Source organism: Streptomyces sp. NPDC048825 (assembly GCF_043198355.1).
GTDB classification, from domain to species: Bacteria; Actinomycetota; Actinomycetes; order Streptomycetales; family Streptomycetaceae; genus Streptomyces; species Streptomyces xiangluensis.
In genome coordinates, this window is sequence record NZ_JBICUR010000001.1 from 1,155,751 (window position 1) to 1,161,750 (window position 6,000).

At 71.9% G+C, this 6,000-nt stretch carries 5 protein-coding genes and 1 rRNA gene; 5 read left to right on the forward strand and 1 reads right to left on the reverse strand.

The window, feature by feature from the left end:
• The first annotated feature begins 33 nt into the window (after nucleotides 1–33).
• Genes ACGFNK_RS05300 through ACGFNK_RS05320 form a run of 5 tightly spaced genes read left to right on the forward strand, consistent with a single transcriptional unit; the run spans nucleotide 34 to nucleotide 5,677 of the window.
• Nucleotides 34–1,416, forward strand: coding sequence for a hypothetical protein (locus ACGFNK_RS05300; protein ID WP_393412100.1), 1,383 nt, complete (start codon nucleotides 34–36; stop codon nucleotides 1,414–1,416).
• 4 nt (nucleotides 1,417–1,420) lie between these two features.
• Nucleotides 1,421–2,182 (forward strand): DUF4129 domain-containing protein, encoded by a 762-nt coding sequence (locus ACGFNK_RS05305; protein WP_393412102.1) that lies wholly within the window; start codon nucleotides 1,421–1,423, stop codon nucleotides 2,180–2,182.
• Nucleotides 2,179–3,378, forward strand: a complete 1,200-nt coding sequence (locus tag ACGFNK_RS05310; RefSeq protein ID WP_393412104.1) for a DUF4350 domain-containing protein — start codon at nucleotides 2,179–2,181, stop codon at nucleotides 3,376–3,378. Before ACGFNK_RS05305 ends, ACGFNK_RS05310 begins: the two co-directional genes overlap by 4 nt.
• Nucleotides 3,378–4,367, forward strand: coding sequence for an AAA family ATPase (locus tag ACGFNK_RS05315; RefSeq protein ID WP_393412106.1), 990 nt, complete (start codon nucleotides 3,378–3,380; stop codon nucleotides 4,365–4,367). Before ACGFNK_RS05310 ends, ACGFNK_RS05315 begins: the two co-directional genes overlap by 1 nt.
• Entirely contained in the window at nucleotides 4,367–5,677 is a 1,311-nt protein-coding gene (locus tag ACGFNK_RS05320; protein ID WP_393412108.1) for a DUF58 domain-containing protein, read from the forward strand. The genes ACGFNK_RS05315 and ACGFNK_RS05320 overlap by 1 nt, the downstream gene beginning before the upstream one ends.
• 47 nt (nucleotides 5,678–5,724) lie before the next feature.
• Here the strand turns inward: ACGFNK_RS05320 and rrf are convergent.
• Nucleotides 5,725–5,841 (reverse strand): 5S ribosomal RNA (rrf, locus tag ACGFNK_RS05325).
• Between the last annotated feature and the right edge of the window lie 159 nt (nucleotides 5,842–6,000).

Sequence of the window (6,000 nt, forward strand, 5' to 3'; positions counted from 1 at the left end):
GCAACCGCGGACGGGCACCGTGAAGGAGCGACGATGAAAGACACTCCGGGCTGGGCATCGCCCGGATCTGCCCCCTCCGACGGGCAGGACGGTCGAGAGCCGAGCGCTTCCGGCCCGGCCGAGCCCGCGGACCGGCCCGCTGCCCCAGAGCCCACGGATCAGCCGGCACAGCCCGCGCCCGACCCGTCCGGCCCAGGCGCGAAGTGGTCCAAGAAGCAGCCCCCGCCCGGCCAGTGGTCCGCCCCCAGCGGCTCCCAGGGCAGCCCGGCCCAGGCCCCCCCTCCACCTCCGCCCGGCCCCGGCTGGGGCGGACAGCCCCCCGGCGGCCCCGGATACGGCGGTCCCGGCGGATACGGCGGTGGCTACGGCCCCGGTCCCGGCGGCCACCCCGGGTGGGGAGGCGGCTGGGGAGGTCCTCCGCCCGCCGCCAAGCCCGGCGTGATCCCACTCCGCCCGCTCGGCGTCGGCGAGATCCTCGACGGCGCCGTGTCGACCATGCGTACGCACTGGCGCACGGTCCTCGGCATCTCGCTGACCGTCGCCGTTTTCACAGAGATCGTCGTGGTGCTGCTCCAGGGCTTCGTCCTGGACGACACCGCGAGCTCGGACGCCCTCAACGACCCGAGCGCCACCGTCGGCGAACTCACCCGCGCCCTGAGCGACACCCTGCTGAGCTCCGGCGTCATCCTGCTGATCACGCTGCTCGGCACCATCGTCGCGACCGCCCTGCTCACGACCGTGACCAGCCGCGCCGTGCTCGGCAAGTCGGTGACCACCGCCGAGGCCTGGCGCGACGCCCGCCCCCAACTGGCAAAACTCTTCGGCCTCACCTTCCTGCTCCCGCTCATCGGCGTCGCGGTCGTCGCCATCGGCACGGTGCCCGGTGTCCTGGTTGCCCTCGCCGGCGGAGGCGACGGCGGTGTCGCACTCGCCGTCCTCGGCGGCATGGCCGCGGGTGTGGTCGCGATCTGGCTGATGGTCCGTTTCTCGCTGGCCTCGCCCGCCCTGATGCTGGAGAAGCAGAGCATCCTGAAGTCCGTGAGCCGCTCCGCCAAGCTGGTCCGCGGCTCCTGGTGGCGGGTCTTCGGCATCCAACTGCTCGCCACGATCATCGCGAACGTCGTCGCCTCGATCATCGTGATCCCGTTCGCTTTCCTCGCCGCCACCCTGAGCGGCGGCGGTGTCAGCGGCCTCCTCAACAGCGGCACCGCGGACCTCGGCTGGACGTTCCTCATCGTCAGTGGGATCGGCTCGGTGATCGGGTCGATGCTCACGTTCCCGATCACCGCGGGTGTCGCCGTGCTCCTGTACATCGACCAGCGCATCCGCCGCGAGGCCCTCGACCTCGACCTGGCCCGCGCCGCCGGCGTCCAGGGCTACGGCTCCGACGCCCCTGGCACCAACCCGGGGAGCTGATGCGGTGAGCCTGTCGGGGGGTGTTCTCACAGGGGTGCTCGCGCTGCCGGGCTCCGGCGCCGCGGCCGTACTCGTGCTGCCACGCGCGGCCGACGAACCACCGGTGACGATCCCGCGCGACCCCGCGCGGGAGGCAGCCCGGCGCGAGCTGTCCAAGCGGATGTACCACGAGAACGACCCCGGCTGGTTCCAGCGCGCCCTGAATGCCTTCTGGGAGTGGCTGGACAAGCTGTTCAGCGCAGCCTCCGGCGCTACCCCGGGCGGCGCACTCGGCCTCGTAGTCATCGCGCTGGCGGCCGCGGCGCTGATCGGCGCCCTGTGGTGGCGACTCGGCACTCCGAGGCGCGGCCACACATCGGCCGCCCCGCTCTTCGACGACCGGCCGCGCAGCGCTGCCGAGCACCGGGCCGCCGCCGACAGCCACGCCGCCCAGGGGCACTGGAGCCAGGCCGTCCAGGAGCGCATGCGCGCTGTCGTGCGCTCCCTGGAGGAGCGCGCCCTGCTCGAGCCCCGCCCCGGCCGCACCGCCGACGAGGCAGCCGCCGAGGCAGGCCGTACGCTCCCGTCCCACACGGACGGGCTGAGCGCCGCGGCCCGGGACTTCGACGACGTCACGTATGGCGGACGAACGGCCACGCCCCAGGCGTACCAGCGCCTCACCGAGCTCGACCGCGACGTGGAACGCACAAAGCCTGTCCTCGTGAGCAGCAGCACCCCGAGCACACACAGCACGGCCCACAGCACGCGCCATGGGGCCGCCGAATGACCACCGAGGCCACCCTTCCGTCCACCACCTCGGCCTCCCCCACCGCTCGCCAGGTGTGGACCCGCGCGCGCGGTGTCCTGCTCGGGCTCCTGATCCTCCTCGTGGCCGCGATCGCCATCGCCGCGGTCCGCTCCGACGCCCAGCACGGCAGCCTCGACCCGCGCTCCGTCGACCCCAACGGCAGCCGCGCCGTCGCCGAACTCCTCGCCGACCGCGGCGTGTCCACCCGCGTGGTCACCACCCTGGACGACGCCCGCAACGCCGCCGGCCCCGACACCACCCTCCTGGTTGCCGCCCCGGACCTGCTCACGGACCGCCAGCAGACCCGGCTCCACTCGGCGTTCACCAACTCCGGAGGCCGCACCGTCCTCGTCGCGCCCGGCATCCCGTCCGTCGGCAGCCTCGCCCCCGGGATCACCGCCGACCCCACGCCGAGCTACGACTCCACGCTCCCGCCCGACTGCGCCCTGCCCGCCGCCCAGCGAGCGGGCACCGCCGACACCGGTGGCATCCGCTACACGACGACCGCGCCCGATACCGATTCCTGTTACCTCAGCGACGGTCTGCCCACCCTGCTGCGCGTCCCGGCGCCCGAAGGGGACGGCGACACCGTCGTACTCGGTGCCCCCGACATCCTCCACAACGACCGCATCGACGAGCAGGGCAACGCCTCGCTCGCTCTCCAACTGCTCGGCTCCCGCCCCCACCTGGTCTGGTACCTCCCTTCGCTCTCCGACGACTCGGCCACCGACGTCGGCGACCGCAGCTTCTTCGACCTGATCCCCTCCGGCTGGCTCTGGGGCAGCCTGCAGCTCTTCATCGCCGCAGCCCTGGCCGCCCTCTGGCGTGCCCGCCGTCTCGGTCCGCTCGTCTCCGAACGGCTCCCCGTCGCGATCCGCGCCTCCGAGACCGTCGAAGGCCGCGCCCGCCTCTACCGCAAGTCCAACGCCCGCGACCGCGCCGCCGCAGCTCTGCGCTCCACCACCCGCACCCGCCTCGCCCCCCTCGTCGGCCTGTCGCCCGCCCAGGCGCACGCGCCCGAAGCCCTGCTCCCCGCCCTGTCCGCCCGCCTCCATGGCGACGGACAGTCGTCCCCGCACTCTCTTCTCTTCGGCCCGCCGCCCCGCGACGACGCAGCCCTCATCCACCTCGCCGACCAACTCGACGCCCTCGAAAGAGAGGTACGCCGTTCATGATGGACCCGACCACTGACAACGCCGCGCACACCGGGGATCCGGGCGCCGCCCGGGCTTCCCTGGAGGCCCTGCGCGCCGAGATCGCCAAAGCCGTGGTCGGCCAGGACCCCGCCGTGACCGGCCTCGTCGTCGCCCTCCTCTGCCGCGGACACGTGCTGCTCGAAGGAGTTCCCGGCGTCGCCAAAACGCTGCTCGTACGCGCCCTCGCGTCCGCCCTCGAACTCGACACCAAGCGTGTCCAGTTCACCCCGGACCTGATGCCCAGCGACGTCACAGGCTCCCTCGTCTACGACACCCGCACCGCCGAGTTCTCCTTCCAGCCCGGCCCGGTCTTCACCAACCTCCTGCTCGCCGACGAGATCAACCGCACCCCGCCCAAGACCCAGTCCTCGCTCCTCGAAGCGATGGAGGAGCGCCAGGTCACGGTCGACGGCACCGCGCGCCCCCTCCCAGAACCCTTCCTGGTCGCCGCGACCCAGAACCCGGTCGAGTACGAGGGCACATACCCCCTCCCCGAAGCCCAGCTGGACCGTTTCCTCCTCAAGCTGACAATCCCGCTGCCCTCCCGCCAGGACGAGATCGACGTCCTCACCCGCCACGCCGAGGGCTTCAACCCGCGCGACCTGCGCGCGGCCGGCGTACGGCCCGTAGCCGGCCCCGCCGCCCTGGAAGCCGCCCGCGCGGCAGTCGGCAAAACAGCGGTCTCCCCTGAAATCACCGGCTACGTGGTGGACGTCTGCCGCGCCACCCGCGAGTCCCCGTCCCTCACCCTCGGCGTCTCCCCCCGCGGTGCGACGGCGCTCCTGGCCACCGCCCGCGCCTGGGCCTGGCTGACCGGCCGCGACTACGTCATCCCCGACGACGTAAAAGCCCTCGCGCTCCCCACCCTCCGCCACCGGGTCCAGCTCCGCCCCGAGGCCGAGATGGAAGGCGTGACCGCCGACTCCGTGATCAACGCGATCCTCGCCCACGTCCCCGTACCCCGCTGATGGCACTCACCGGACGCGCCGCCCTCCTCGCGGCCCTCGGCACCCTCCCCGTCGGCATCTGGGAACCCGGCTGGACAGGCATCCTCGCCGTGAACATCCCCCTGGCCCTCGCCTGCGCCTGCGACTTCGCCCTGGCCGCACCCGTACGCCGCCTCGGCCTGACCCGCTCCGGAGACACCTCGGTACGCCTGGGCGAAGCCGCCGATGTCACCCTCACAGTCACCAACCCGACCGCCCGCCCCCTACGCGCCCGTATCCGCGACGCCTGGCCCCCCAGCAGTTGGCAGCCCGGCACGGAAGTCACCGCATCCCGTCACCGACTGACGATCCCCCCGGGCGAACGCCGCCGGATCACGACTCGTCTGCGCCCCACCCGCCGCGGCGACCGCCAGGCAGACCGCGTCACCATCCGCTCATTCGGCCCTCTCGGCCTCTTCGCCCGCCAGGGCACCCACCACGTCCCCTGGACCGTACGCGTCCTGCCCCCGTTCACCAGCCGCAAGCACCTCCCGTCAAAGCTGGCCCGCCTGCGAGAACTCGACGGCCGCACCAGTGCCCTGACCCGCGGCGAGGGCACCGAATTCGACAGCCTCCGCGAATACGTTCCCGGGGACGACACCCGCTCCATCGACTGGCGCGCCACCGCCCGGCAGACGACGGTCTCCGTACGCACCTGGCGCCCCGAACGCGACCGCCACATCCTGCTGGTCCTCGACACAGGCCGTACCTCGGCGGGCCGCGTGGGCGACGCCCCACGCCTCGACGCCTCCATGGACGCGGCACTGCTCCTGGCCGCCCTCGCATCCCGAGCCGGCGACCGCGTGGATCTTCTCGCGTACGACCGCCGGGTACGCGCCCAAGTGCAGGGCCGAGCCGCGGGCGATGTCCTCCCCTCCCTGGTGAACGCCATGGCCCGCCTCGAACCGGAACTCATCGAGACGGATGCACGCGGCCTCACCGCCACCGCCCTCCGCACAGCCCCACGCCGCTCCCTGATCGTGCTCCTCACCAGCCTCGACGCGGCCCCCATTGAGGAGGGCCTGCTTCCTGTACTCTCCCGCCTCACCCAGCGCCACACAGTCCTGGTTGCCTCAGTAGCCGACCCGCACATAGAGCACATGGCCACGGCAAGGGGAAACAGCGATGCCGTGTACGAAGCCGCTGCCGCAGCCCAGGCTCAGACAGAACGCCATCGCACCGCCGAGCAACTCATCCGCCATGGCGTCACGGTCGTGGACGCAACGCCGAACGACCTTCCTCCGGCTTTGGCGGACGCTTATCTGGCTCTCAAGGCAGCGGGACGTCTTTAACGCAAAAAGCCCCCGTGCCGAATGGCACGGGGGCTTTTTTACATTTAGTTCGGCGGTGTCCTACTCTCCCACAGGGTCCCCCCTGCAGTACCATCGGCGCTGTAAGGCTTAGCTTCCGGGTTCGGAATGTAACCGGGCGTTTCCCTCACGCTATGACCACCGAAACACTATGAAACTGTGGAACACCCGCACCGTTGCCGTGGCCCGGCAACGGGGTTGTTCGTGGTTTCAGAACCAACACAGTGGACGCGAGCAGCTGAGGACAAGCCCTCGGCCTATTAGTACCAGTCACCTCCACACCTTGCGGTGCTTCCAGATCTGGC